The sequence below is a fragment of the Brucella pseudogrignonensis genome (assembly GCF_032190615.1).
Lineage (GTDB): Bacteria > Pseudomonadota > Alphaproteobacteria > Rhizobiales > Rhizobiaceae > Brucella > Brucella pseudogrignonensis_B.
In genome coordinates this window covers 519107-544836 of the sequence record NZ_JAVLAT010000001.1, presented here as the reverse complement: position 1 = coordinate 544836, position 25730 = coordinate 519107, and the positions used below count along the sequence as shown (strand labels likewise).

Here is a 25730-nt window from a genome sequence, read left to right as displayed (position 1 = left end):
TAAGTGTTGCTGATTAATTGCTTCCTTCGTCGCAATCTGCTGGTTGAGAGCTTAGGGCACGCGAAATAGTTTGAAATGTACCTGATAAACCTTGAAACTTGTTTGAAGCTGAATCGCAGAACTTATTAATTTCTTTATGTGGGTTCTGTAAAAAATTTCGTGCATCTGATCCCAGAACCTTTTGTGCATCAGGTCCCTTTGGGTCGCTAACAGCTCGACCGACTTGCTCTACTTTTTTACCCGCTTTTTTTAGTTCGTCTTTCCAGCCTGCAAAAGATTCTACGGGAACTAGAAGCATAAATGACGAACTGAGTAATGAAATTCCTAAAAATTTTAACACTATATATCTCCTGTCTTTGGAGATTGCCTTTTAAATTCTTATCTAATTAATAAATATTCCTATAGTTTCTTAGAAATAAATAGCCCCCATGTCGATGGGGGCTATCGGTCAAAGTTGAATAATTTCTGTTGTTTATGCGCGGAAGTAATCCTGAAGCGGACGAACTTCCATTGAACCAGCCTTGAGTGCTGCAATGGCTTCTGCGGCAGCTTCTGCACCGGCCATGGTGGTGTAGTAAGGCAGCTTCTGCATCAGGGTTGCACGGCGGATCGATTTGCTATCCGAAACAGCACTCGCACTGTCAGTCGTGTTGAAGACCAGATGGATCTGACGATTGCGGATCGCATCTTCAACATGCGGACGGCCTTCGATCACCTTGTTGATCTTGACAGCTTCAATGCCATTTTCTTCAAGGAACTTCTGCGTACCGCCGGTTGCCATGACCTTGAAGCCAATGCTTGCCAGCTTGCGGACCGGACCGAGCACACGTTGCTTGTCTTCATCGCGGACTGATACAAACACCGTGCCTTCACGTGGAAGCTCGACACCTGCGCCGAGCTGTGCCTTGGCGAAAGCCAATGCGTAATCGTAGTCGAGGCCCATAACTTCGCCGGTCGAACGCATTTCTGGTCCGAGCAATGTGTCGACACCCGGGAAGCGCGCGAATGGGAACACGGCTTCCTTGACAGCGATGTGCGGACGCGCACTTGGCTGAGGTTTGCCGCCATAGGCAGTGATGGCCTCATCAAGGCTTTCACCAGCCATGATGCGCGCTGCAACCTTGGCAATCGGGGTTCCGATGGTTTTTGCGACAAATGGAACGGTGCGCGATGCGCGTGGGTTTACTTCAAGAATGAAGATTTCATCATCCTTGATGGCGAACTGCACGTTCATCAGGCCGGCGACGTTGAGTGCCTTGGCAAGCAGTGCTGTCTGGCGTTCGAGTTCGTTGACAATGTCTTTCGAAAGCGTGTGGACTGGCAGCGAGCAGGCGCTGTCGCCGGAGTGAATACCAGCCTCTTCAATATGCTCCATGATGCCGGAAACAAAACTATTCTTGCCATCGCAAAGGCAATCAACATCCACTTCGATAGCCTGTGTCAGGTAAGTATCGAACAGAAGCGGGTTCTTCCCGAGAAGCGTGTTGATCTGGCCAGTCTTGTCGTTTGGATACTTAGCCTTGATGTCTTCTGGCACCAGTTCAGGAACGGTGTCGAGAAGATATGTCTGCAAGCCGCGTTCGTCATGAATGATCTGCATGGCACGGCCACCCAGAACATAAGATGGACGCACAACCAGCGGGAAGCCGAGGTCAGCAACGATCAGGCGCGCCTGCTCAACCGAATAGGCGATTCCGTTCTTTGGCTGGTTGAGACCCAGCTTGATCAGGAGCTTTTGGAAGCGGTCACGGTCTTCTGCAAGATCGATTGCGTCAGGCGAGGTGCCGAGGATCGGAATGCCGGCCTTTTCCAGTGCATTGGCAAGCTTGAGCGGTGTCTGGCCACCGAACTGGACGATCACACCGTGCAACGTGCCTTTTTCCTGCTCAACACGAAGGATTTCTAGCACGTCTTCAGCAGTCAGTGGCTCAAAGTAGAGACGATCTGATGTGTCGTAATCGGTGGAAACTGTTTCCGGGTTGCAGTTGACCATGATGGCTTCATAATCGGCATCATTGAGCGCGAATGCTGCATGGCAGCAGCAATAATCGAACTCGATGCCCTGACCAATACGGTTTGGACCTCCACCGAGAATGACGACCTTCTTGCGATCCGAAACTTCTGCTTCTGAGCGCGGCTGACCAACAAAAGGTGTTTCGTAGGTCGAGTACATATAGGCCGTTGGCGAAGCAAATTCCGCAGCGCATGTATCGATGCGCTTGTAAACCGGATGAACGTCCAGCTCGTTACGCAGCTTGGCCACGTCTTCCGCGTCCTTGCCCGTCAGGCTTGCAAGACGCGCATCGGAGAAGCCCATGGACTTCAACATGCGCAGGTTTTCAGCGTCCTGCGGCAGGCCGTGTTCGCGGACGCGGGCTTCGGTTAGGACGATCTCTTCCATCTGCTCAAGGAACCATGGATCGATCTTCGATACCTCGTGGATCTGTTCAGTGGTCAGACCAAGGCGCATTGCTTGAGCGACCATGCGCAGACGATCCGGTGTTGGTGTGCCGATGGCCGCGCGGATCGCATTCTTTTCGTCGCCTTCTTCAATGTTTGGAATGGCGATTTCATCAAGACCAGTGAGACCGGTTTCAAGACCGCGAAGCGCCTTCTGCAAGCTTTCCTGGAAAGTACGGCCAATGGCCATAACTTCACCGACCGACTTCATAGCGGTGGTCAGGATTGGCGAAGAGCCGGGGAATTTTTCAAACGCAAAGCGTGGGATCTTGGTGACGACATAGTCAATCGATGGTTCAAACGATGCAGGTGTTGCGCCGCCGGTGATGTCGTTGTCCAACTCGTCCAGCGTGTAACCAACTGCAAGCTTGGCTGCGACTTTGGCAATCGGGAAGCCGGTTGCTTTGGATGCAAGTGCTGACGAACGCGATACGCGTGGGTTCATTTCGATGACGATCATACGGCCATTGGCTGGGTTGATCGCGAATTGAACATTCGAGCCGCCGGTTTCAACGCCGATTTCGCGCAGCACCGCAATCGAGGCGTTACGCATGATCTGGTATTCTTTGTCGGTCAGCGTCAGCGCAGGCGCTACGGTGATTGAGTCACCTGTATGCACGCCCATTGGGTCGAGGTTTTCGATCGAGCAGATGATGATGCAGTTATCCGCCTTGTCGCGGACAACTTCCATTTCATATTCTTTCCAGCCGAGAACCGATTCTTCGATCAGCACTTCGGTGGTTGGCGATGCATCGAGGCCGCGCTCAATGATCTCGAAAAATTCCTGCCGGTTATAGGCAATGCCGCCGCCGGTACCGCCGAGTGTGAAGCTTGGGCGGATGATCGCTGGCAGGCCAACGTAATCCATGGCCTGTGCGGCTGTAGCAAGCGCATGGCTCATGTAACGCTGTTTGCGTTCGACTTCGCCGAGCTGCCATTCGGTTTCAAGCTTGTCGAGTGCCTTATCGAGCTCATCGCCGGAATATTGCGATTTGACTTCGTTGCGCTTGGCTTCGTGACGCTTGCGGTCTTCGTCTTTGATTTCGGTTGCGTTCGCGAGCATGGAATTCGGCGTATCAAGGCCGATCTTGTCCATGGCTTCACGGAAAAGAGCGCGGTCTTCCGCTTTGTCGATGGCTTCAGCATTCGCACCGATCATCTCTACATTGTAGCGCTCGAGAACGCCCATGCGGCGGAGCGATAATGCAGTGTTGAGTGCGGTCTGACCACCCATTGTGGGAAGAAGCGCATCCGGGCGCTCTTTCGCAATAATTTTAGCAACCACTTCCGGGGTGATCGGCTCGATATAGGTCGCATCTGCCAGATCCGGATCGGTCATGATTGTGGCCGGATTGGAGTTGACGAGGATGATGCGGTAGCCTTCCTCTTTCAGCGCCTTACAAGCTTGCGTGCCGGAGTAATCGAACTCGCAAGCCTGACCGATAACAATTGGGCCCGCGCCGATGATCAGGATGGACTTGATATCTGTACGTTTCGGCATGGGGGCGTATCCTTGTTCTTAGCCTGCCAGAAAAGCCCGCGCGGATTTCCGGCGGGTTGGCAGAAGTATATTCTTTGGGCTAAGTGGGCCTTATAGGCAATGATGAGCCAAAGCGGAACCCCTTTAAATTAAATTCGTTATGATTTAAGGCGTTTTTTATGAAGGAATTTTGGGCGCAATTCGGAAGATCAAGGCCATGTGTAACTGTTCTCTAGCATTTGCAACACACCGCCCCTTTCGTTTTAGATCGGGACGGCGAATTTTTGTCTATTGTGGCGACATATCGCTACCGAGGGTACAGGCTATATTTTTGAAGAAGCCTGTTATGTTCATACATCGTTTTGCACAATCGTTTGGTCCTAGATTGTCCTTTATGCAAGCATAGACCGGATTGGTCGATAATATTGCAGCAGTGAAGAGGCAGGCAATTGCCGTTTTTGTCATTTTTAAAATATCCTATTTAGAAGGTGCTTGTGTGCCAATCATGCAATAAGCAGTTTCCCAGAATGTTGCTTTGTCCATGCATTCGATGGCGCATTCTGCCGTAGATTTTGTGCAGGCAAACACTTCAGATGAAAATAGAATGCAGTTAATTGCTAAGATAAAAAATATACTTTTTTTCAAGGTCCTATTCTCCAAATCCCGCTTTATTTAGCGGTGTCCTCTAAATTACATTTTTTCATTGAACGCATAATCGTTATTCTGTGCCGGGCTATTATGGTCGGCAAAATTGAGTGAACTGGATCGGCTTACAGGATATTGACTTTTTGCAGCTTAAAGCTGCTCTATAAAGCAATTAATGGAATTGTTTGCTGCGTGAAGGTAAGTCTCCGTAGCATTTCAGGAGAGGCGACGGGATGCGCTGGCAAGGCCGTAGACAAAGCGATAATGTCGAAGACGTACGTGGACAACAAAGCGGAGGCGGGGGCTTTCGCGGTGGTGGCATGGGTGGTGGTCCCGGTTTTCGCATCATGCGTGGCGGTGGGCTTTCCGGTATTCTCATTCTTGTTGTGATGTTCTTTGTGCTGAAGGCTGTCGGTATTGATCCGCTGCCGTTTTTGTTTGGTGACGGTAGTATTAACCCAACCCAAACCTCGCAGCAGAGCACTGGCGGCAAGGTTGCCAATGACGAGGCGACGCAGTTTGCGCGCACTATTCTGGCGGAAACCGAAGACACATGGAGCGGTATTTTCCAATCGCGCGGACAAACCTATGTCCCGCCGACCATGGTTCTATTTTCCAATGGCGTGCGCTCTGCTTGTGGCATGGCATCGTCTGCTTCGGGGCCATTCTACTGTCCCGGCGATAAAAAGCTTTATATTGACCTGACATTCTTCAACGAGCTTGCAACCAAGTTTGGCGCTTCAGGTGATTTCGCCAATGCTTATGTGATTGCGCATGAAGTCGGGCACCATGTGCAGAACGTTCTTGGTATCTTGCCACGCTTTAATCAGATGCGTCAGCAGATGAATGAGGCGCAAGCCAATCAGATGTCAGTGCGGGTTGAGTTGCAGGCGGACTGCTTTGCTGGCGTTTGGGGCTATTACACCGATCAGAAGGGTATTCTGGAAGCCGGTGATCTGGAAGAAGCGATCAATGCCGCGCATCAGATTGGTGATGATACGCTGCAAAAGCGTTCTCAGGGTTATGTCGTTCCTGAAAGCTTCAATCACGGTACATCGGCACAGCGCGCAAAATGGTTCCAGCGCGGTTTTGATAGCGGGAAGATCGATTCCTGCGATACGTTCAGCGGCGATATTTGATCGCTGCGATAAATATGGACAAAGAAAAAGCCGGGGTTTGATCCCGGCTTTTTTGTTTTTTGCTTTATGCAGCTTCTTCGCGTTCTGGAAGAAGGGCTTCGCCCTTGTTTTCGCGGATCAGATTGATGAACCGGCGGAAAAGATAGTGGCTGTCCTGTGGGCCCGGCGAAGCTTCAGGGTGATGCTGCACGGAGAAGACTGGCTTGCCGATGACGCGCAGGCCGCAATTCGTGCCGTCAAAAAGCGATACATGCGTTTCTTCGACGTGATCCGGCAGGCTGTCGGAATCAACTGCGAAGCCGTGGTTCATCGAGACAATTTCAACCTTACCGGTGGTGTAATCCTTGACCGGATGGTTCGCACCATGATGGCCCTGATGCATCTTTTCGGTTTTTCCACCGAGTGCGAGAGCCAACATCTGATGACCGAGACAGATGCCGAAAACAGGTAGTTCGCTATCAACGAGCTTCTGAATGGTTGGTACTGCATATTCGCCTGTTGCAGCTGGATCGCCAGGGCCGTTCGACAGGAAAATACCGTCTGGATTGTAGGCTAGTACGTCTTCTGCGGTTGCTGTTGCAGGAAGTACGGTGACTTTCGCGCCGAGGCCCGAAAGCAGACGCAAAATATTGCGCTTTACACCGAAGTCGAGTGCAACGACATGATACTGGGCGTCGCCCTGTTCGCCGTAACCTTCACCAAGCGCCCATGGAGTCTGGTCCCACGTCTGGCTCTGGCCGATGGTGACGTCTTTTGCGAGGTCGAGGTTTTCAAGGCCGCTCCAGTTCGCAGCGCGAGCCTTGAGCGCGTCGATGTCAAACTTGCCTTCCGGGTCATGCGCGATGACAGCATTCTGTGCGCCACGCTCGCGGATGAGTGAGGTTAGGGCGCGGGTATCAATGCCGGTCAATGCGATAACGCCACGGCTTTTCAGCCATGCATCAAGATGTTCGGAAGCACGGAAGTTGGATGGGCTTGTGATGTCAGCTTTAAAGATCGCACCGACGGCACCGTGACGGTTGGCCGGTGTCAGGTCTTCGATGTCTTCCGCGTTTGCGCCGACATTGCCGATATGCGGGAAGGTGAAGGTGACAATCTGGCCTGCATAGGACGGGTCTGTCAGGATTTCTTCATAGCCGGTGAGGGCGGTGTTGAAGACGACTTCCGCCTCAATTGCGCCGGTTGCGCCCACGCCCTGACCTTCGATGACGGTGCCATCTGCCAGCACCAGAACGGCGGTTCGCTTGGCAATCGTCCAGGGTGCTGTCTTCGATGGGGTTTCGGTCATGGCGTGCACTCCTGCGTGGTTTAGCAGCGCCGTCTGGCGCGCGTGTTCGGTTTATCAGTCATGCGGCATGTATCCGTGTTTCAGCCGCTCAAGACTGAGCAACTTGAAAACCGATGTTTTCGGGGCCATATATGCGCCAAAAAGCAGCGGGGATTAAACTTCCCGCCGTGAGCACATGCCGATGTCCTGCTAAGCTTTGAGCAATAGAGAAACTTGCACTCCGGGTCAATCGCCTGATTGCAAGCTTTTGATGAAATGTCGGATTGGAGCGTGTGATTGCTTATTCGCCTGCTTTCAGACTAGAAGCAGTTTTAACTGAACAGTTTAAAGATATTAGGAGGCACCTATGCTGCGCCAAGAGATTTCTGATGCAATGACCACCGCTATGAAGGCGCAGGATAAGCTTCGTTTGTCCACACTGCGTCTGATCATGGCTGCGGTCAAGGATCGCGATATTGCCAATCGCGGTGCGGGAAAAGATCCGGTTGGTGATGAAGAATTGCTTGGCATTCTTGGTAAGATGGTCAAGCAGCGTGAAGAATCCGCACGCATCTATGAAGAAGGCAACCGCATCGAATTGGCTGAAGGCGAGCGTGCAGAAATTGCGATTATCAGCGATTTTCTGCCAGTTCAGATGAGTGATGACGAAGCCAAAGCGGCTTGTGAAGCTGTTATTGCTGATGTTGGAGCGAGTGGCTTGCGCGATATGGGTAAGGTCATGGCAGCGCTGAAAGAACGCTATGCAGGCCAGATGGATTTCACCAAGGCAAGCGCTCTGGTGAAAACCCTTCTTCAATAGCAACTTGGGATGGCCCATAAGTGGGCCGTCCCTGACGTGGCACGGGTAATGCATTTTTATTGCTGCGCATGATGCTCGGTTCGAGCGTTTTATGTTGCCGGAAATATCGTCTTGACGCATTCTGGTCGTTCACTGCGCACAGAATTGTTGGTTCTGTGCTGTTGCACATACAAGAACGGGATGAACGGCCATGGAAACAAATCAACTTCATCGTGGTCGCCTCATCGACCATATTCAGCTCGTCGTCCGCGACTTAAAGGCCAGTCAGGAATTCTACACGGCGGTTCTGTCCGTGTTGGACATCCCCATCAATGTTACGGATGACGGTTATTTCTGGGCTGACGAGCTTGTGGTATCTTCTGCGGATAGTCAGGCGGCACTGGGTCTATTGACGGGGCGTCACCACCTGGCTTTTCAAGCAAAGGACCGGGCGACAGTCGATGCGTTTTATCGAGCGGCGATGGACAATGGCGGTCAGGATAATGGCGCCCCCGGCGAGCGCTCTTATCACCCGGATTACTATGCGGCGTTCGTGCTCGATCCCGATGGCAATAATATTGAGGCCGTGTTCCATGGTGAAGCAAAGCGTAGCGCATCTTCAGTGGTGATCGATTTTTAGTGCCATCGCTTCATTGGTCAGATGAAATCATGTTTTGTGCGCTCAGAAAGGTCGGAACCTTTCTGAGCATTTTTTATGAACTTTGCTTGATCGTTTTCAAGCGTGTGGTGCCGAGCAATCCTTGTTCTTCAAGAACGGGATAGGCCATTGAAGCCAGTAGCGAGTTAATCTGCTTGAGATCGCGGATTGTGTCGAGGTGGATCGTACTGGTTTCGATGCTGCGTGTTGAACCATCGCGAAGGCGCGAGAAGTGGCGCATGCTCGTCTGTTTTTCCAGATCGCGCAGATTATCCTTTTCCTGCACGAGCTGGCGTGCCGTATGTCCGTCACGCGAAACGATCACGTTAAAGGCCATATGCGCATTGGCAAGTACCATGGCGTGGAAGTGGCTCAGCTCTTTCCAGCCTTCCTCGGTAAATTCGAGATTGTGGTCCATCTTCTTTTGTACATGCGCGAGCATGTTGCGGACGATGATGTCGCCGACCTGTTCCAGTTTTACGCACGCGCCCATCAATTCCTGCATACGCAGTGCCTCAAATTCATCGAGATTTTTGCTGGCAAGCCTTGTCAGATAAAGCTTGATGGCAGCATGCTTCTTGTCCACGCGATCATCAAGTGCTGCAAGTTCATGGATGCGCGCCTGATCGGGGTTTTCATAGAGGTCGATAATGCGTCGCAGCATGACTTCAATCGTGTCACAGACGCCGACAACTTCACGCGTCGCATTTGCAAGCGCTTGTGAAGGGCGGTCGAGAACCGCGTTATCCAGTGCACTATATTCTTCGACTTCAAGCGGTTGCGTTGGGGCATTTTTATCGCTGTTGAGATGCACCAATGCTTCAGTCGCACGCAGCACCAGCCCAGAAAGTGGAATGCCAGCGAGCATGATGATCAAGTTGAACAGAATATGCGCGTTGACCACCTGCGAGACGGGGTCGCCGCCCAGGAACGCAATCGAGGGTTTGAATGTCTCAAACAGGATCAGCATGATAAGCGAGCCAGCGCCACGCATCAGCAGATTGCCGAGCGGCACGACACGCGTTTCTGGCGGTGCCTGACGGGTGAGAATTGGTGCGATGATCGACGAGCCGAGATTGACGCCGAGTACCATAACCACGGCCAGTTCTGGTGTGATTAGTCCGCGTGAAGCAAAGGTGGTGAGCAGAATGACGGCGGCAATGCTTGAGTGAAACAGCCATGTCATCAGCGCGGCCAGAAGATAGGCAGTGACCGGATCATTTGATAGATAATCAACAATGACTGGCAGCAGCTCGCTCTGGCGGAGTGGCTCAGTTGCGTGGCCTGTCATTTCCAGAGACATGATGAGCAAGCCGATACCGACCAGAATGCGGCCGATCTGTCGCCAATCGCGTCGTTCTGTCGTCATGAAAATGGCGGTGCCCGATACAAGGCAGAGCGGGACCAGAATAGTCAGGTCATAGCTTAGAATTTTGACAACAAGCGCTGATCCAAGCTCGCCACCGCGCACAGCCATAAGGCCTGCGACCCCGCCAACAATGCCCGATCCGACAAAGGAGCCGACCAGAAGCGTTACTGCCGTCGAGCTTTGCAGCGCAATTGCAAGCGCAAGACCAAAGGCGATGGAGAGCAGCGGGTTTTGCATCTGGTTACGCAAACGACGGCGCAAGCGATCACCATAGGCACGCTCCACACCTGTTCGCACCATGCGCGTCGCCCAAAGAAGGAGAGCAACAGCACCAGCAAGATGCAAAAGGACAAGAGAACCGTTCACGGGAACTCCTTTCAGGTTGGAGGCGGGGGAACAAATATTTCAGTTAAGTCTACGCAACAAAAAGAGAAAAAATATGTTCCGGCTAATCATATAATTCGGGGAATATGGGCCTGAAACGCCCCAAAATCAAGTCGTGAAGCTCGAATGTAAAAGTTATATGACAGTTTTGTGACAAAGGGGGCGGTCTATAAAGGTCGTCCGGCGCATGTGATTAACGGGGAGCGTTTGGCACGGGCGATGGACTGCATGTGCGCGCGAGCCTATATAGTCTATAAACTATAGAGTTTGCTGACCTGAGAGAGACAGTTGTAATGCGTTTTCCGCCGTCATTCCTTGATGAGATCAGAGATCGCGTGCCGATTTCGACGCTGATCGGAACGCGTGTTTCATTTGATCGTAAGAAAAGCAATCCGTCAAAGGGCGACTTTTGGGGCTGCTGCCCGTTTCATGGCGAGAAGACACCGAGTTTTCACTGTGAAGACCGCAAGGGCCGTTATCATTGCTTTGGCTGTGGCGTAACGGGCGATCATTTCAAGTTTTTGACTGAGCTTGAAGGTGCGAGTTTTCCTGAAGCGGTTGAGCGCGTTGCCGATATGGCAGGTGTGCCGATGCCTGAGCGTGATCCAGAAATGGAAAAGCGCGAAGCGCAACGTGCAACGCTGTTCGATGTTATGGAGCTTGCCGCCCAGTTTTTCGAAAGTCAGTTGCAGGTTGCTGCTGGTGCCAAGGCGCGAGCCTATTTGCGTGACCGCGGGCTTTCGAGTGCTACGCAGCAGACATTCCGCATTGGTTATGCCCCTGAATCGCGCAATGCGCTGAAAGAGTTTTTAGCGTCCAAAGGCGTTGCAAAAGATCAGATTGAGGCTTGTGGCCTGGTGGTGCACGGTGAAGGCATTGCTGTTTCCTATGACCGCTTCCGTGATCGGATCATGTTTCCGATTGAGGATCTGCGCGGACGGATCATTGCATTTGGTGGTCGCGCACTTTCTGCTGATGCGCCTGCGAAGTATCTGAACTCGCCAGAAACTGAACTCTTTCACAAGGGCCGCATCCTTTATAACGGCTTGCGTGCACGAAAAGCTTGTCAGGCACAGGGCGGTGAAGAAGCAAAGCCGATCATTGCGGTTGAAGGCTATATGGATGTGATCGCGCTTGCACAGGCTGGCATTCATCAGGCAGTTGCACCGCTCGGTACTGCGTTGACGGAAGAGCAGCTCGAATTGTTGTGGCGCATCAGCCCTGAGCCGATCCTTTGCTTTGATGGTGACGGTGCGGGTTTGCGGGCAGCGCATCGCGCGGCGGATCTTGGGCTTCCGAGCTTGCAGCCGGGAAAGTCGCTTCGTTTTGCGATGCTACCCGAGGGGCAAGACCCGGACGATCTGGTCAAGGCGGAAGGTCCGTCGGCGTTTTACGCGGTGTTGCGCGATGCAAAGCCGCTGGTTGATATGGTCTGGACGCGGGAAACAGCGAGCGGTGTTTTTGATACGCCGGAGCGTCGTGCGGAGCTTGAAGCAAGGTTGCGCGAAATCACCAATCGTATCGCGAATGAGGACATTCGGCGTCATTATAGCCAGGAAATGCGTGACAGAGCGCAGGCATTTTTTGGCCAGCGGCGGCAAAGCAACGGCGGCAATACGTTCAATCGCGATAAGGCTAAGGGACGCGGAGCGCAGCAGCAGGGGCGTGGCGGTGCTGCCTTTGGTGGGCGCATGGCGTTTTCCGACAGCCTGACGCGTTCGAATATGGTCAAAGGCCGCAATGCGCCAGCGCGTGAAACTGCAATCGTTTTGATGTTGCTCAATCACCCACGTCTTATCGAAGAAGATTTCGAGGCGATGTCGACGCTCGATTTTGAACACGATGCTTTGAGAGTGCTGCATTTCGCCATGCTTGATGTTTTGGCATCTGATCATGTTCAGGATGGCTTTGCCATGCGCAAAGCGCTGGTCGCCGCGGGACATGGTGAAGCGATTGAAAGTCTCGAAGCTATGGTTCGACGCACACGTGAATGGACTGCCACGGCACAGGCTGCTGAAGACGATGTGCGCGAAGCCTTAAAGCAGGCGCTTCACTTGCATCAGCGCGCACGCACCCTACATAGAGAGCTGCGCGCCGTTGAAGCATCGCTTGATACGGACGAAACGGGCGAAGTTTTTGCCCGGCTTATCGACATTCAAAAGCAGATTGCGCAGGCAGAGGCGACCGAAGCTCTCATTGATGGTTTCGGACTTTCTTCGGGTCGTGCCCCCGGTGCTTCGTAATCTGGAAACCGGCGAATCACTATAGATCGCAGGAATTTCAAACTGGCTTAGAATGCTCGTTTGTAGAAAGTATCATTGCGTAAAAGCCCAGAGAATGGGCCGCGACAATAAATGATTCGCTTTTTAGACCCGAATCAGGTGAGTCGCTCTTGACGTGCGGCACAAATGACGGAATCACGACAGTTCGAGCAAGGATTTAAAGAACTGATATTGATCAATATTCCCTAAGAGGACCTCTGAAATCATCCTGAGCGGGCAAGAATTAAAGAGCGGGCAGGGACTTCAAGGCGACCAGTGCCCCCGATCAACCCACAGGATTTTGGAACCAACAGGGCTCGTTAATAACCGCAGGGTTAATTCGGCATTAACGTGAAATCAGCTATTCGCAGAATCAACAGTTAAACGGCGCTCTCGCAAAACCGTTTGGCCACTCTATATATCTTAGAAGCGACATGTGTCGCCTGGAGACGAGCAATATGGCAACGAAGGCTAAGGAAAACGAAGAAGCCGAAGTCGAGCGCGAAGGTGCGACCGACGGGCCGCTTCTCGACCTTTCTGACGATGCTGTCAAGAAGATGATCAAGGTTGCGAAGAAGCGCGGCTACGTCACTATGGACGAGCTGAATGCTGTGCTTCCTTCCGAAGAAGTGACATCTGAGCAGATCGAAGATACGATGGCTATGCTGTCGGATATGGGCATCAATGTTGTTGAAGACGATGAGCAGGAAGCTGATCGCGACGAAAACAGCAGCGATGACGAGCAGGAAGAAGGCGGCGATCTGGTTGAAGCAACTGGCACCGCCGTTGCTGCCACGACCACCAAGAAAGAGCCGACTGACCGCACCGACGATCCTGTGCGCATGTATTTGCGCGAAATGGGAACAGTTGAGCTTCTGTCGCGTGAAGGCGAAATCGCCATTGCGAAGCGCATTGAAGCGGGTCGGGAAACGATGATCGCCGGGCTTTGCGAAAGCCCGCTGACATTCCAGGCGATTATCATCTGGCGCGAACAGTTGAATGAATCCAACATTCTGCTGCGCGAAATCATCGATCTTGAAACTACTTATGCTGGCCCAGAAGCCAAGCAGGCACCGATTGTTGAGCGCGTGGAAGAAGAAAAGCCACGTGACGACAAGGCTCCGCGCCGTTCGCGTGACGACGACGACATTACCAATGTCGGCGGCGATATGCCTTCGGAAGAAGAGGAAGAAGACGAGGACGAAGCCAACCTGTCGCTGGCGGCTATGGAAGCCGAGCTGCGCCCACAGGTTATGGAAACGCTTGATCTGATTGCTGACACCTACCGCAAGCTGCGCAAGTTGCAGGACCAGCAGGTTGAAAGCCGTCTCGCAGCTTCAGCTGATCTGTCATCGAGCCAGGAACGTCGCTACAAGGAACTGAAAGATCAGCTGATTAAGGCTGTTAAGTCCCTTTCGCTGAACCAGAACCGTATTGAGCAGCTCGTAGAACAGCTCTACGACATTAATAAGCGCCTTGTTCAGAACGAAGGCAAGCTTTTGCGTCTGGCAGAATCCTTCGGTGTGCGTCGCGAAGACTTCCTGAAAGAATATCAGGGTAACGAGCTTGATCCGAACTGGGTAGAGCGTGTTGGCACTCTGTCTGCGCGTGGCTGGAAAGACTTTGCTACGAAAGAAGAGCGCACGATTGATCGTCTGCGTTCGGAAATTCAGATGCTGGCTACAGAAACTGCGATTTCGATTGGTGAATTCCGCCGCATCGTCAATCAGGTTCAGAAGGGCGAACGCGAAGCAACCATCGCCAAGAAGGAAATGGTGGAAGCCAACCTTCGTCTCGTTATTTCGATTGCCAAGAAGTACACCAACCGTGGCCTTCAGTTCCTTGATCTTATTCAGGAAGGCAATATCGGTCTGATGAAGGCGGTCGATAAGTTCGAATATCGCCGTGGTTACAAGTTCTCGACCTATGCGACATGGTGGATTCGTCAGGCAATCACCCGTTCGATTGCCGATCAAGCACGCACCATTCGTATTCCGGTGCATATGATCGAAACGATCAACAAGATCGTTCGTACATCGCGTCAGATGCTGCATGAAATCGGCCGTGAACCAACGCCGGAAGAATTGGCTGAGAAGCTGGCCATGCCGCTTGAAAAAGTGCGCAAGGTTTTGAAAATCGCCAAGGAGCCGATTTCGCTTGAAACGCCAGTGGGTGACGAAGAAGATTCACATCTTGGCGACTTCATCGAAGACAAGAATGCGCTGCTGCCAATTGATGCGGCCATTCAGGCAAACCTTCGCGATACGACCACGCGTGTTCTGGCATCGCTGACACCGCGTGAAGAACGCGTGCTGCGCATGCGTTTCGGTATCGGCATGAACACTGACCACACGCTTGAAGAAGTTGGTCAGCAGTTCTCGGTCACGCGTGAACGTATCCGTCAGATTGAAGCGAAAGCACTGCGCAAGCTCAAGCATCCGAGCCGTTCGCGCAAGCTGCGTTCGTTCCTCGACAGCTAAGACCTTTTCGCCCGATGCCGGATATGGTGTCGGACGATTCTTTTTAAGTAAGAGGGAGCGTTATGTCTTTTTTGAAGCGCCTTTTTGGCGGTGGCTCAGCGGAACAAACGCCAGCAGCGCCAAAAGAAGTGGGACGCCTTGAGCACAAAGACTTCCTGATCGTTGCAACGCCTTACAGTGAAGGCGGCCAGTATCAGGTGTGTGGTGTGATCTCCAAGACCATTGATGGCGAGCTGAAAGAGCATCGCTTTGTGCGTGCTGATCGTTGCCCGGGCATTGAAGATGCTGCAAGCATTTCGCTCAATAAGGGTCGCCAGATTATCGACGAGCAGGGCGAAGCGATTTTCCGTTAATCTGCTTTGATAGATTTGCAAAAAGCCGCGCATGGATAATGCGCGGCTTTTTGCATGCCTTAGTTATTTTATCGCATTATCCTACGCAAAAGGGCGCACGATGCGTAGATTCAATAGTTTAGAGCGTCCTTTGTGCGTCCGAATGGATGCACGGCGCTCTAATGCGGATGGCAGACGAAGCCGACCATCTTCCGAACCACTGGCAGGATGGCAAGCAGAACCGGGAAGGCGATTGCCCAGGACAGAGCCCACGAAGTCATCCAGCTATAGGCCAGATCAGGGTGGGCAAAGCCAAGGCTTTTCGCCGTTGCGATCAGCGAGACGACGAAGGTCATCATGATCGAAAGAATGAATGGCATCACAATAGATGCATAACGCGCTGGCAGTTTTCTGCGGCGTGAACCGTTCAACTGAGACATGTGTATTCCTGAATATTATGCGGGAAGGCGCAAGCAAACATCAAAGCCAATAGCCGTTCCCGGCAGAGTGGATGCGTTGCCTAACGTAAGACGCTTACGATCAAAAGGATGATGGGCATTGTGTAATGCAGCGGCGCTTTTCTTTCAAGAGGCAAGGGCGGCGATTTGCCCACGCTGTTCTAAGCAAAACCGCTACGCACTTTTGCTGCAAATGCTCTATATGCAGCCTCATGGATAAGAAACCTTTCTGGCAGACTAAATCTCTTGAAGAACTCAACCGACAGGAATGGGAAAGCCTGTGCGATGGTTGTGGTCAATGCTGCCTGCATAAATTGCTCGATGACGATACCGAGGAAGTCTACTGGACAACGGTTGCCTGTACGCTGCTGGATGCGGAAAGCTGTAAGTGCAGCGATTATCCGAACCGCCGCAAGACGGTGCCTGACTGCGTGTTTCTGACGCCTGAGATCGTACATGAGGTCAACTGGCTGCCCGCGACTTGTGCCTATCGTCTGGTTGCCGAAGGCGCTGATCTTTACTGGTGGCATCCGCTTGTGTCGGGCTCGCCAGACACGATCTACGAAGCAGGTGTGTCCATCCGTGGAAAAGTAACGGCTTTTGATCATGAGCTGGCCGATGAAGAAGAATATATCCAACATATGGTTCCGCTGGACTGAGCGGCGACTGCTGCACATTAATTAAGTTTAATATTGAAATCGGTCAGTATCTGTCCAAGCGCGATCTTTGAATAAGTTGTTGCTTTAAATGAATAATATTCCATGCGTCGGGGGGCGATTTTTTTGTGATGCCTATCAAGCTGAACACGATATGAACGCTGGCTTGGCTTTCCGTTCATCTTTCATGGACTACTTATTGGGTGTCTCAGGTGAGAGCCACCTGATAAAAGTTTGAAAGGGTTTCAAGATGTCCGCACTTTCGTTCAAGTCGCTTGTTGTCGCTGCCGCAATTGGTCTTGCTGCCGTTTTTTCAGCGAGTGCATCTGCAAACGCAGCGTCGCCTTCTTCCGCTCCAGCATTGAACACATCGGCACATTCGCCTTTGATCAAGATAGATCATCGTGGCAATCGTCATCATGGCCGCCCAGCTTACCGCGGCCCCGCCTGTTCGGTTGAGAATGCCAAGATGAAAGCGCACCGCATGGGCATTCGTAATGCACGCGTTGCCTATCGTGGGAAATCGGTTCAGGTGCGTGGCTTCCGCCACGGCCATCCAACCGGCGTTGTGTTTGCCAATGCACGCGGTTGCCCGATCATCCGCTAACGGTCGCCCAATATGGAAAAAGCCAGCCTTTCAGTGAGGCTGGCTTTTTCTGTTTGATGCCGCAAAAGAGAAGGGAAGGGCGCTGGAGCGCCCTTCTTTTATTCTTTGATTTCGAAAATAACATTGACCGAAACGTTGTAGCTGTTTTCGCCAGCTGCAACCGGAACTGAATCTTCAGGGGCAGCTGCTGCCATCATCTTGACCTGACGTGCGATTGGCATCGGCATATAACCGCGGTTCTGCTCGTTGATTTCGACAACACGACCGAGCCCAACGCCCGCTGCATCGGCAAGGGTTTTGGCTTTGGCAATTGCATCTGCGACTGCGCGCTTGCGTGCTTCGTTGATTGTCGATGCCGGATCGTCATTGACGAAAGTCAGATCGCCGCCCTGATTGACGCCGAGCGTTACGGATTCATCCAGAACATTGCCAACCTTGGCCAGATCGCGCACGCGCACTGTCAAGCTGTTTGAAACACTATAGCCGCTGATCTTGGGTTCCTTAAGGCCGTTCTTGTCGTCTGGAAAAACGTAGCGTGGCTGAATATTGATGCCGCTTGTCTGCAGATCGCGCTCTTCAACGCCAGCCTTTTTCATTGCGTCCAGCACTTTTGCCATGGCTTCATTATTGGCGGTCATAGCTTCGCGTGCGGTTTCTGCGTCACGCAAGACGGTGAGATTCAGAATCGCCATATCAGGTGTGGAGGTGGTCTTGCCTTCGCCAGTCACGGAAATACGTCCGGGCTGCTTCGTCATCTGATTCTCTTGCGCTTTGGCTGGCAGTGCAAGTATGCCTGCTAGCATGATTGCCGAAATCGAAGTGGCAAGAAGAGTAGTAGCGCGGTTTTTCATGAGATCTCCTATAGAGAATGTTGAGGCAGCTTTTACAAAGCATTCTTTGCGATAGTGCTATTTCTGCTTTGTTGCTCGTGTATTTAAGTTTCCTCTAAAGCAAAACGCCACATTATCTGATCTGAAATGCTGTTGAATTGCAATCAACTGTTTCAAATGAGGTCAATTGTGACTTGGGTTGCATGAATGGCAATCGAATATGTGCGTATTAGGGCAACTTGTGTAATTGACAGCTTGTGTCTCATGTTTCTTTAAGGTAGGTGCAGTGTTGTGTGGGCCTGTAGCTCAATTGGTCAGAGCCGGCGGCTCATAACCGCTTGGTTGGGGGTTCGAGTCCCTCCGGGCCCACCATTTTTCCATATTTATGCTATCATCAAATGTATGTTGTCAGCGGGTTTCGGTTTTTGCATAATACTTACATCTAAAAAGTATTAATAAAACAAATGTAAAGTTATAAATGTATAACATTCCAATTCTGAAATTAAAATTCAGAGAAATTCTGATATTACCTCATTTTGACTTTATTTATTTTGCAAATAATCCCGTTTCGGCGAGACAGAAAATGATAAACGCGTTTCATTAATCTAAAAATTTCACGGCGCACTTTTTTTGTTGTTGTGAGGTTGCCCTTTAGTCTCTTTGCGGCACTGCCTTCGCGCCGCTCAATTGTAGGGCTTATTGGTTTGTCATAGGACGGTAGCCTGTCAAACTGAATGCAAATAGCCGGATCAAGCTGATAAACGCCGCCATTTTGTAATATCCCCAAATCCCAGTCAAACAGCAAGTAGTCTACAGGATGCTCTAAATATGAGTTCGTTGATTCCAGTAAACTAGCCGCCGCTTTCTTCGATATTATATAACCGGCGCTGGCAGCATGCCACGATGCAAGAATCCTGACTTCACGATCAAAAGCCTTGCGGGCTCCTTTTCTGCGAAGGAAAACTGGCTGCATGAATGTTTCGATTTTGACGAGATCGGCATTTGACGGAATCCAGTCTGTGCTGCTTAAAAAAGCGTGAGAATTCGGCGAAAGCTGGACATCATCCTCAAAAATAGCTGCAAACTCATCTTCACCTCGCACTACTAACTGCCAGCATTTCCGATGGCTTAGGAAACAGGCGACTTCCCCAGCATAAAGTGCTGGAGAAGCAATATCCGGTGAAAACTGGCCCACTTGGACAGCAGGCACTCTGATTAAGTCCAATCCCAGCGCGTGCATCTGCTGCTGCATGAGAGCAAGCCGATCTACAGAGCGATCGAGATTAATTAGATAGCACTTCATTTAACCACCATTTTTCATTGCTTCTATGGCGAGACAGCAGTTTGGTCAAACAAAAGCAACGGTGTTAATGGTCAAGCACGGTTTGCATTATTTTTCGCTGCTTAGCCGTTCGGCGGACGAAGGTATTGCTGCCGACTTTTTACCATCAACATTTTTTTAGGAGTTTGTTAAAGAAATAGTAACGTAATGAAACAATTTTTCATGTCATGTGAATTTCATTTAGGAGGTCTCAGGCAATGACTAGAAAAACAACCACTGTTGCGTTGGCGCTTGCAGGGTTGATGGCGAGTTCTCTCGCGGCTTCGGCTAAAACAAGTCATATTGGCGAATTCAGGGATTGGGGTGTCTATCAGAACACGCAATTACCGGGGAATAAGTGCTACGCATTGACTGTGCCGTCGAGTTTTCTTCCGGCAGGGGTGCGACATGGTGACAATTTCATAATTATTTCCAAGTCTGGCGGAAGCTATAGTCCGCAGCTTGTTATGGGTTACCCGTTAAAAGCAGATAGCCGCGTTAACGTTATGATTGATGGCGCACAGTTTCCCTTCTTCAGTGAAGGCAATCGTGCATGGGCCCAAAATGTCGGCGATGAGGGGCGCATTATAAGCGCTATGCGGTCGGGCAAGTCGGTCAATGTCCAAGCGACGTCCGCACGCGGCACACAGACTCGTTACACATTCTCATTGATGGGATTGTCTGCTTCGCTGAAGCGCGTTGATCGCTGCTAAGCGAACATAAAATAAAGCCCTGCCAACGGCAGGGCTTTAATATGGGATGGTGCAACTCTTTTAAGAAAGCCACGTCTGGTGCTTATACCAGTCATCAATATCAGATTTTGCACGGTCCTTAGCTAGGCCATAGCGCTCTTGGATCTTACCTTCAAGCTGCTCACGGCGACCGTTAATCTGGTCGAGATCATCGTCGGTGAGTTCCCCCCACTGTTCCTTGATTTTGCCTTTGGCTTGCTTCCAGTTGCCTTCTACGCGATTCCAGTCCATTGGATTTCCTCCGTTCCGGTTTGTTGTACTAAGACAATGCTTCAGCAGACGATTGGTTCAGATTTTTCTGCGCGAGAAAATGCGAATTTCATTCTAGGATAATTAAATTCCCAAGAATTTGAACGGCTTAGCATCTTTAAATTCATTATTTACGACGCCAGAAAAAATGTTTTTCTGATCCGGTCCAAGGTCAAGTTTCTGGACTTTGCCCTTGTCAGCCGAAAAATCGATAGTCTTTAGGTCGACCCAGAAGACGTTTGGCGTGAGGGCGGATTCAAAGAAATAGAGTTTTTCTTTCTGGTCAGACACGGTGCGCCAGCGGGTCGAGGAAATGTTCGGCTCATCAGGAGTGGTGATTCCGAAAGGAACAGAAGCGTTGCGGATAACGCCAAATACACTCGCGATGGCCTCAACCGGATCTTCTGATTTTGGAATGGCGTTGATGTAGAAGGCAGCGCGTGTGAAACGGTCTGATGCGCGGTTTGTACCCGGAAGCATCACTGTCCCGCCGATCTGCTCCCAATAGGAGTGGAGTGCCAGTTGTTGATCAAACGTCGGGGAGTTGGTCATTACCTGATAGGTCGGGCTGTGATGGATGACCTGCTTGCCGTTGATATATTCAACGATAGCGCTGTCGCCGCTGGCGTCAGAAATTGAAAGATGCAGCGTGGCCAAGCGGCTTTCGCCTGGAACTGCCTCGGTTACGATGGTGTACGGGTTTTTGCTAAGCTCTTGTACGGCTTCGTCGACGGTTGCAAAGTTATCGAGAACGTATTGCGCCCATGCTGCAATCGAAAGGCCGGGGCCTGTGCCGTCGAATTTTGGATATTCGGATTCGACCAGCCAAAGAACATTTGCAACCAGCCCGGCTTCGTTCATGCCGTCCGTTGTTGAGATGTCATAGCCGGAAGCGATGACGCTGCCGTACTTCGAAGTCCATTTGATCGAATCTGGGCCAGTTTCTCCAGTGCGGGCCATGCCGCGAGGAAAAATCCAAAGATTTGTGCCAACGTCAACCTTCCAGTCCATCGACCGGGCGGTGATGATATGGTCGTTCGCGCCGAGGTAAACCACCCGCGTACAGGCTTCCGCGACTGGAGCGATGAGCATACTGGTGGTGACGAGCAAGCTTGTGCATGCGGCTGCTAAAGATTTTTTCAGAAATGCCATGAATGGCCCCCTATTGTTGAAACGGCAGATAATTGGCTTCAATCAAAAACACTTCGCTTCGTGGCGAGCATACTCATTCTTGTCTGAATATGCTTATTGGTAAACTAATTATATGATTGTACAATATAAACTATTGGGGGCTTCGAAAGGGTATTTACTGAAAATACTTATCTTTCACCATTATATCCGCGGCGCTTCCATTCTTTTAAAGGCATGATGTCAGGCTGTCCGCCGCCAGCTTCATACCAGGAATCGACCGCCCATCGCTCGCCGTCGCTTGCGGTGATAACGGCAGTCCAATGAGGGTAACGGCCATCGATGAAACTGCCGCGTGTGGTTTTCCGCGCAGGCTGATGGTGTCTAAGCCAGCCTTTTGCATGCAAAAAGCGGATGAAATTATCTGTGTTGGTAGACTCATCAACACAGTCCATCTGTCCTTTTATCCGTGCTTTCCCGAACTGCATTCGTGGTTTGTCACGAACGCCAATCACAGCTGTGCTGCGTTCCTCGAAATAAGCGATAGCACGCTTTAGCGATTTTTGTTCTTCAGCAGCTGATTTGATACCACGGCTCATAATAGCGTCGATACGGCGCAAGTCCTGAGCGGATAAGATGAGCTTGGTTTGATAATAACAGTCGTAACCGTGGCAAACCCTGAAAGTGGCCGCTTCGGCGCTTGATGAAGTCGCGTAGAGCGTAAGCGCTGTTATAATCGGAGCTAGAAGTCTCATAGGGTGGATTGCTCATGCTTCTGGCTGGTGAAGAGTTGTGAAGGCTCAAGTCGCTCAATGCCCTGATAGGGATTCGCATGAATTGCCAGAATCCAAAGGCTGAATGAAGCTGTAATTGAATAAATAATTAGTGCCTTAATGCCGGCACGCGCACGATCTGCATGCGTTGAGGCTATCGTAATGGCCGTTAGTACGGTCAATGCTATTAGCAAATACCACTTATACATGTCGACAGATGTCGCGCCTACAGACAGGCGGGTATTGCGGGCATCTTGAAGCTCATCAAAGTCATGGACCAACTGAGAGATAATTGGCGTTGGAATATTGGTTTTGGCGAGGTCAACGATTTCGCGGCGGATATTTTGTAGGGCTGCCTCAACAGAATGTGCAGGCTCGATATTGCTATTCTCCAGCCACTCATCTTTCACGACAGCTTGTCGATATTCGATGAGTGTTGCAGTCAGTTGAGGGGCGTTGAGAATTTCTGGGCTTGCTGCGCCAATTAATCGGTAAATTGATGACCTTTCGTCGCTCGTTGCCTGATCTGCTTTTGAATTGGCTGTCCATATATCCGCGGCAACAAAGCCCAGCGATAAAGCCCAAGCCGTTGCAATTGTGCTGACAAATGCGCCGATCGGAACGGAAAGAATATCATTCTTTGCATGGTGTGAGAGAATATGTAGTGCCAAATAACCAACGGAATAAACGCATAGTCCGAGTATGGCGAATGTCAAAAAGGAAACATAAACAGATAACTCAAAAATAAACGCCATAACCCGCCTGCTTACCATTCTGGAAGTGGCATTCGTTGGTGAGGTTGGAATATTCAAAAAATAATACAAGCTCCCGCAGTTTGCCTCGTATATTTGAGGTTATCTCGAGAAATCTTGCAAGCCTAAAATAGGCACTTGTTGTTTTTGATTAATAACAGAGAAATCAGAAAGTGAAGATTTCAGGCAGGATTATACAAATTTTGCAAACGCCACAAATTGCACAAAGACTATCTTCTGCGCAATTTGTGGCCCTGATAATCGGTTGTTAAAAGACAATCGAAACGCCAACGACCGGCCCGTGCTGCGTAACGTCATATCTAAACTTCTCACGGCCTTCTTTGTCGTTGAAGTCTTGATACAAAGCGCGATAGCCAACACGCCAGATTGTTGGCAGATCAAATGTCTTGGTACGATAACCAAGATAAATCTGGCCATGCGCACTGAGCTTGGTGCCGACGCCAAAACCTCCGATGTCGCCCTCAGCGGAAAGGTTCCAGCGCTCGCTAACATCGTAAAGCACGCGTGTGCCTACAAATGGATCGGTCCATTCTGCTTTACGTGTTTCGCTGAACGGCCCGACGCTGAGTTTCGCCTTGATCTGTGTCCATCGGACACCGGCCGTTGGCTCGATAGCAAAGACACGCTGCTTTCCAAAGTAAGTGAGGCCATCAAGATCCTGCTGGTAAGCTCGATAAAAAACACCACCTGCGAGCGAGGTCGATGTAATGTCGAGATCGAGACGTTCATGGAAGACATCTTCGCCCTGACTGGTCTTGGTGTACTGACCGTCAAAATAAACTCCGTACTTTCCATTCGTAATCTCGATGTTGCCCATGGCGCTCATGTCGAGATTGCTGAAAATTTCCTTAAATGGGACATCAACCTTGGATGAATATCCAAGTAATCCTGCATTGCCATTGAGCGAAGCTCCCCAGACATAAGGGCTAAAAATTACCCTCCAACTCTGTTGATCCTGAAACTCTGACTGAGCAGGCGCTGGCGCGATTACGTCTGCAGCAAGAGCAGACGCTGTTGATGTTATTAAAAAGGTGCTGATTAAAGCAATATTACGCACAGTTTTACCCGTAAAATTCCGGTTATAAGTGCTTGAATTCAGCTTCATAACGGATCCATCCCCTTGGAGCGTAATTTAGGAAAAATGAAAGTATAATCTCAAAATTTCTATTTTTATCAATAAGTTAATTATTGGCAGAAATAAACTAAAAAATGGCAATTGGTTCGCTTTTATCCTCCTCGTGTGATTGAATATTCGGAGGTGCCTGATCATAGAATTGGAACGAAAATAAGCTTTGCTGATCGGAGATGAAATACTCAGATCTGCCAGATATCTTGAGCCGCCCCAATTACATTCATGGAACGTCCTCATATTCTTGAATGGCGCTTTCGTTTTCCAAACTTTCACTGCGTTTTGCTTCAGAATGATTGAGTTTCAGCCTGACGCCTGGCTCGCCACTGTTTTCGCAGATAAACTGGGTGCCGACTCCTTCAAGCACAGTATTCTGAGGTTCGATCATATTCCATTGTCTGTAAATATTGTATCGAGCTGATGATCAAACGCGATGAATGCCATCATTTCTCCGTAAGATGCCAGGCGGCATGGCTGATCACATAATCTTGAGGTTTGCGTTTTTTCGTGAACACAATTTTGCCATTGTTTTTCTTGTTCGCGGCTGTGGGGCTTCTTACATAGCATGAGCGCCGCAGGAGTAGTGCCGTTTGTCTGGTGTTCTCGCCAGATTGATAGTTCGGCCTGCCTCATAAACTTGATAATTAGATGGTTTGTTATGACCACTTTTCGATATTTCACCTGGCCTGTGATTTTCACGGTCATTGGTTTGCTCTGTGCCTTATGGCTGGGATATTCATTGACCGGCACAGTGGGAGGCATGCTCTCTGTTTTCATCATCTGTGCGGTTTTGAGTATTCTCGAAATCTCGCTTTCGTTTGATAATGCTATCGTCAACGCGCGCATCCTGCGTGATATGACGCCGGAGTGGCAGCATCGATTCTTGACATGGGGCATCATCATTGCAGTTTTCGGTATGCGGATTATCTTCCCGCTTGCCATCGTCGCGGTCGCTATGTGGACGGACCCAATTTCGGCGCTGAAACTCGCGATCTGGCAACCTAATGAATATGCGCGTGTGATTGCGGAATCTCACACGGGGATTGCTGCCTTTGGTGGTACATTTCTGCTGATGGTTGGTATGAAGTACTTTTTCGATGTCGAGAAGGACGTGCATTGGGTCAAGGTTATCGAAAGCCAAATGTCGAAGTTTGCTTCGATTCAGGGGATCGAAATCGGCGTTGCGATCGCGCTGATCTTGTTTTTCTCATATCAGCTTGATGCCGAGCATTCGCACACATTCCTTGTGGCGGCGCTGTTTGGTTTGTTGACCTTTCTCGCGGTTGAGGGCTTGGGCGCGGTGCTCGACGCTTCGCAGGAGCAGGTCGATATGGTGCATCGCGGTGGTCTTGGAGCGTTTATCTATCTTGAAGTGCTGGATGCCAGCTTTTCTTTCGACGGCGTTATTGGTGCATTTGCGCTCACCACAAACTTGTTTGTGATCGCAATCGGTCTTGGTATTGGTGCGTTTTATGTCCGTTCGCTGACCATTATGCTGGTCGAGAAAAAGACGCTCGGTCAGTATCGCTATCTCGAGCATGGCGCATTTTATGCCATACTCGTATTGGCGGTGATTATGTATGTGCAGACAATGTTCCACATCCCGGAAGTGATTACCGGACTTATTGGTGCGGTGTTGATCGGTCTCTCATTCATGTCGTCGATCCGGTATAATAAGCGGAACCCGGAGTGGCAGAACGAGGCTGACGAAGCCGCGTTGCACTAAGTCTTGCACTGTTTAACGAAGAGAAAGGCGGCATTTGCCGCCTTTTTTGTTGAC

Annotated in this window: 24 protein-coding genes and 1 tRNA gene; 11 read left to right on the top strand and 14 right to left on the bottom strand. The window is 50.6% G+C overall.

Features of this window, described 5'->3' with window-relative positions; all coding sequences use genetic code 11:
• Window positions 1-13 precede the first annotated feature (13 nt).
• Together RI570_RS02680 and carB are read right to left on the bottom strand one after the other, a co-directional pair.
• Complete coding sequence (locus RI570_RS02680; protein ID WP_313826828.1) at window positions 14-340, bottom strand: hypothetical protein; 327 nt, start codon at window positions 338-340, stop codon at window positions 14-16.
• A gap of 132 nt (window positions 341-472) precedes the next feature.
• Entirely contained in the window at window positions 473-3961 is a 3489-nt protein-coding gene (gene carB / locus RI570_RS02675) for a carbamoyl-phosphate synthase large subunit (protein WP_313826826.1), read from the bottom strand.
• Window positions 3962-4818: 857 nt separating this feature from the next.
• Between carB and RI570_RS02670 the strand changes: the two genes are divergently transcribed.
• Window positions 4819-5724 (top strand): neutral zinc metallopeptidase, encoded by a 906-nt coding sequence (locus RI570_RS02670; protein ID WP_313826825.1) that lies wholly within the window; start codon window positions 4819-4821, stop codon window positions 5722-5724.
• 64 nt (window positions 5725-5788) lie between these two features.
• Here RI570_RS02670 and carA read toward each other — a convergent pair whose 3' ends face one another.
• On the bottom strand, window positions 5789-7012 hold the full coding sequence (carA, locus tag RI570_RS02665) for a glutamine-hydrolyzing carbamoyl-phosphate synthase small subunit (protein WP_313826823.1): 1224 nt from the start codon (window positions 7010-7012) through the stop codon (window positions 5789-5791).
• 346 nt (window positions 7013-7358) lie between these two features.
• Here carA and RI570_RS02660 point away from each other — a divergent pair, with 346 nt between their 5' ends.
• Window positions 7359-7811: a GatB/YqeY domain-containing protein gene (locus RI570_RS02660; protein WP_313826822.1), complete on the top strand. Its 453-nt coding sequence runs from the start codon at window positions 7359-7361 to the stop codon at window positions 7809-7811.
• A 190-nt stretch (window positions 7812-8001) separates the two neighbouring features.
• Complete coding sequence (locus tag RI570_RS02655; RefSeq protein WP_313826820.1) at window positions 8002-8430, top strand: VOC family protein; 429 nt, start codon at window positions 8002-8004, stop codon at window positions 8428-8430.
• Between the two features lie 73 nt (window positions 8431-8503).
• Here RI570_RS02655 and RI570_RS02650 read toward each other — a convergent pair whose 3' ends face one another.
• Window positions 8504-10183, bottom strand: a complete 1680-nt coding sequence (locus RI570_RS02650) for a Na/Pi cotransporter family protein (protein WP_313826818.1) — start codon at window positions 10181-10183, stop codon at window positions 8504-8506.
• A gap of 311 nt (window positions 10184-10494) precedes the next feature.
• On the opposite strand from RI570_RS02650, the gene dnaG reads away from it, so the two are divergent.
• From dnaG to RI570_RS02635, 3 genes are all read left to right on the top strand, one after another.
• A complete protein-coding gene (dnaG, locus tag RI570_RS02645; protein WP_313826817.1) occupies window positions 10495-12444 on the top strand; it encodes a DNA primase in 1950 nt (649 codons plus the stop codon).
• A 476-nt stretch (window positions 12445-12920) separates the two neighbouring features.
• Window positions 12921-14942, top strand: coding sequence for an RNA polymerase sigma factor RpoD (gene rpoD, locus RI570_RS02640; protein ID WP_313826816.1), 2022 nt, complete (start codon window positions 12921-12923; stop codon window positions 14940-14942).
• A gap of 62 nt (window positions 14943-15004) precedes the next feature.
• Complete coding sequence (locus RI570_RS02635) at window positions 15005-15295, top strand: HlyU family transcriptional regulator (RefSeq protein WP_313826815.1); 291 nt, start codon at window positions 15005-15007, stop codon at window positions 15293-15295.
• Window positions 15296-15453: 158 nt separating this feature from the next.
• Here RI570_RS02635 and RI570_RS02630 read toward each other — a convergent pair whose 3' ends face one another.
• Window positions 15454-15714 (bottom strand): DUF2798 domain-containing protein, encoded by a 261-nt coding sequence (locus RI570_RS02630; protein WP_313826814.1) that lies wholly within the window; start codon window positions 15712-15714, stop codon window positions 15454-15456.
• Between the two features lie 230 nt (window positions 15715-15944).
• Between RI570_RS02630 and RI570_RS02625 the strand changes: the two genes are divergently transcribed.
• Both RI570_RS02625 and RI570_RS02620 read left to right on the top strand, forming a co-directional pair.
• Window positions 15945-16391 (top strand): YcgN family cysteine cluster protein, encoded by a 447-nt coding sequence (locus tag RI570_RS02625; RefSeq protein WP_313826813.1) that lies wholly within the window; start codon window positions 15945-15947, stop codon window positions 16389-16391.
• A 247-nt stretch (window positions 16392-16638) separates the two neighbouring features.
• Window positions 16639-16995 (top strand): antifreeze protein, encoded by a 357-nt coding sequence (locus RI570_RS02620; protein ID WP_313826812.1) that lies wholly within the window; start codon window positions 16639-16641, stop codon window positions 16993-16995.
• A gap of 98 nt (window positions 16996-17093) precedes the next feature.
• Here RI570_RS02620 and RI570_RS02615 read toward each other — a convergent pair whose 3' ends face one another.
• Window positions 17094-17846: an SIMPL domain-containing protein gene (locus RI570_RS02615; protein WP_313826810.1), complete on the bottom strand. Its 753-nt coding sequence runs from the start codon at window positions 17844-17846 to the stop codon at window positions 17094-17096.
• Between the two features lie 274 nt (window positions 17847-18120).
• Here RI570_RS02615 and RI570_RS02610 point away from each other — a divergent pair.
• Window positions 18121-18197 (top strand) — tRNA-Ile (locus RI570_RS02610).
• A 154-nt stretch (window positions 18198-18351) separates the two neighbouring features.
• Here the strand turns inward: RI570_RS02610 and RI570_RS02605 are convergent.
• A complete protein-coding gene (locus tag RI570_RS02605; RefSeq protein WP_313826809.1) occupies window positions 18352-19128 on the bottom strand; it encodes a glycosyltransferase family 25 protein in 777 nt (258 codons plus the stop codon).
• 236 nt (window positions 19129-19364) lie between these two features.
• On the opposite strand from RI570_RS02605, the gene RI570_RS02600 reads away from it, so the two are divergent.
• On the top strand, window positions 19365-19859 hold the full coding sequence (locus RI570_RS02600) for an invasion associated locus B family protein (RefSeq protein ID WP_313826808.1): 495 nt from the start codon (window positions 19365-19367) through the stop codon (window positions 19857-19859).
• 60 nt (window positions 19860-19919) lie between these two features.
• Here RI570_RS02600 and RI570_RS02595 read toward each other — a convergent pair whose 3' ends face one another.
• The 7 genes from RI570_RS02595 to RI570_RS02565 all read right to left on the bottom strand — a co-directional run bounded on the left by RI570_RS02595 (window position 19920) and on the right by RI570_RS02565 (window position 24655).
• Window positions 19920-20129 (bottom strand): CsbD family protein, encoded by a 210-nt coding sequence (locus RI570_RS02595; protein WP_313826807.1) that lies wholly within the window; start codon window positions 20127-20129, stop codon window positions 19920-19922.
• A gap of 102 nt (window positions 20130-20231) precedes the next feature.
• Window positions 20232-21239 carry a linear amide C-N hydrolase gene (locus tag RI570_RS02590; protein WP_409558643.1) on the bottom strand — a complete coding sequence of 336 codons (1008 nt, stop codon included), beginning with the start codon at window positions 21237-21239 and terminating at the stop codon, window positions 20232-20234.
• Window positions 21240-21466: 227 nt separating this feature from the next.
• Complete coding sequence (locus RI570_RS02585; protein WP_313826805.1) at window positions 21467-22030, bottom strand: hypothetical protein; 564 nt, start codon at window positions 22028-22030, stop codon at window positions 21467-21469.
• Window positions 22027-22803, bottom strand: a complete 777-nt coding sequence (locus RI570_RS02580; protein WP_313826803.1) for a hypothetical protein — start codon at window positions 22801-22803, stop codon at window positions 22027-22029. The genes RI570_RS02585 and RI570_RS02580 overlap by 4 nt, the downstream gene beginning before the upstream one ends.
• A gap of 265 nt (window positions 22804-23068) precedes the next feature.
• A complete protein-coding gene (locus tag RI570_RS02575; protein ID WP_409558608.1) occupies window positions 23069-23926 on the bottom strand; it encodes a hypothetical protein in 858 nt (285 codons plus the stop codon).
• A 247-nt stretch (window positions 23927-24173) separates the two neighbouring features.
• Entirely contained in the window at window positions 24174-24338 is a 165-nt protein-coding gene (locus tag RI570_RS02570) for a hypothetical protein (RefSeq protein ID WP_313826801.1), read from the bottom strand.
• Window positions 24335-24655 (bottom strand): hypothetical protein, encoded by a 321-nt coding sequence (locus tag RI570_RS02565; protein WP_313828639.1) that lies wholly within the window; start codon window positions 24653-24655, stop codon window positions 24335-24337. Before RI570_RS02565 ends, RI570_RS02570 begins: the two co-directional genes overlap by 4 nt.
• On the opposite strand from RI570_RS02565, the gene RI570_RS02560 reads away from it, so the two are divergent.
• Window positions 24609-25676: a DUF475 domain-containing protein gene (locus RI570_RS02560; RefSeq protein ID WP_313826800.1), complete on the top strand. Its 1068-nt coding sequence runs from the start codon at window positions 24609-24611 to the stop codon at window positions 25674-25676. The genes RI570_RS02565 and RI570_RS02560 overlap by 47 nt on opposite strands.
• Window positions 25677-25730: the final 54 nt, after the last annotated feature.